Annotated in this window: 2 protein-coding genes; one reads left to right on the forward strand and one right to left on the reverse strand. The window is 52.7% G+C overall.

Annotated elements, in window-relative coordinates:
* Positions 1 to 9 precede the first annotated feature (9 nt).
* Positions 10 to 561, reverse strand: coding sequence for a pseudouridine synthase (locus Q0628_RS04720; protein ID WP_298768641.1), 552 nt, complete (start codon positions 559 to 561; stop codon positions 10 to 12).
* 121 nt (positions 562 to 682) lie between these two features.
* Here Q0628_RS04720 and Q0628_RS04725 point away from each other — a divergent pair.
* Positions 683 to 1805, forward strand: a 1123-nt coding sequence (locus Q0628_RS04725) for an NAD-dependent epimerase/dehydratase family protein (RefSeq protein ID WP_298768643.1), incomplete at its 3' end; no start/stop codon positions are given.

The following is a 1805-nucleotide window of genomic DNA, read 5'->3' on the forward strand; positions in this document are numbered from 1 at the left end:
GATAAAGCATCAAATCACTTTATCGGTAACCACGCGCCACTCGCCCGGTTTTAAACCACCCAAGGGAATATTACCGATTTGAACGCGAATCAGGCGAAGCGTCGGGAACCCCACCGCCGCTGTCATGTGACGCACTTGGCGGTTTTTACCCTCGATGAGCGTGAGTCGCACCCAGCTCGTGGGGATATTCGCCCTAAAACGCACCGGCGGATTGCGGGACCAAAGCCAATCCGGCTCTTCCGCCATTTCTGCCTTGCAGGGTTTGGTATGGTAGCCCTTGATATCGACACCCTTGGCAAGCTTGCGCACCGCCTCTTCGGTAATCTGGCCATCCACTTGCGCCAAGTAGGTTCGCGGGTGCTCAAACTTCGGATCCAGCAGTTTTTTGATCAGTTTGCCATTATCCGTCAACAAAAGCGCACCCTCGCTGTCGTGATCCAAGCGCCCTGCTGCATACACCCCCGGCGGGAACCCGAAGGTATCGAGCGCTGCATGGCCCGACTCCGGCGTGAACTGGCTTAAAACGCCGAAAGGCTTGTTAAAGAGAATAACCGAGGACATCACTGCAAAGGTAGAAAATAGTTGGTAGAGCTTAGTTGGTAGAGCTTAGTTGGTAGAGCTTAGTTGGTAGAACTTAGAAGAATCATCTAAGCTCTAAATTCTAATTGCTATATTATCTCACATGAAAATTCTTGTTACTGGTGCAGCAGGTTTTATTGGCTCCAAGCTCATGTTCATGCTTGCGGAACGCGGCGACGAAGTAGTGGGCCTCGACAATATTAACGACTATTACGATGTACGCCTCAAGTACGGTCGACTCCGCGAAGGCGGCATTGAACAGCCCGGCGACAACTTCGCCTACGGCGCCATGGTGCAAAGCACCAAGTACAAGAACTGCCGATTTGTAAAGATGGGCATCGACGACAAGGAGCCGCTGGACAAACTCTTTGCCGAAGAAAAATTCGACAAGGTCGTGAACCTCGCCGCACAGGCGGGCGTGCGCTACTCTATTACGAACCCGTATGCCTACCTGCAAAGTAATTTGGTCGGATTCCTGAACATTCTGGAAGCCTGCCGCCACAACCAAGTCAAGTACCTGGTGTTCGCCTCGTCCAGCTCCGTGTACGGTCTCAACAGCAAGGTGGTCAAAGGCAGTGACGGTGTGATCCGTGAGGATGTATATAAGGTGGGAGGACTTTATGGTCCTGCCCTCGAAAAGATAATCGCCGAGCTGGAAAAGGCTGCCCTGGTAGCTGAAAACCAGACTCAGAAGGATTATATCGCAGACCTCGTGGCTTACTACAGGACCGGAGACCTCAAGCTATGGGACGAGTATAACATCAAGTGGGTGAACGATACCCTCGGAACAGTGGATTTCGTGAACGGATTCGTCGAGGACTATAACGACCCTCTCGGACGCAAGGCTACATGGGAAGGCCTTGTGAACTTCAAGGACAGCGAAGCTTCACGCAGGGCTGAACTTATCAGCGCCAACGCACAGTGGTTCGAGGACAACTCTCCTGTAGACCAGCGCTTCAAGAAGAAGGAAGTGAAGGGCGTGACAGCCAAGGTCATCAATGTGGCTGTGCTTGCAGGCGACTGCTATCCTGCCGCTCCTATCGGCATCAACCTTCCTAACGCAGACTGGATCCGCCGTGAACACGGATCGAAGTCAGTGACGATCGCTAACCTTACCGCAGCATATTCAAAGGCTGCCCAGGAGTCTCCGAAGAACCTCCTCGGGGAATTCGCATGGTCTGAGGAAGACATCGCCTTCGAGAAGAAGTACGGCGACCTTACCAATG

The organism is uncultured Fibrobacter sp., from assembly GCF_937877005.1.
Taxonomy (GTDB): Bacteria; Fibrobacterota; Fibrobacteria; order Fibrobacterales; family Fibrobacteraceae; genus Fibrobacter.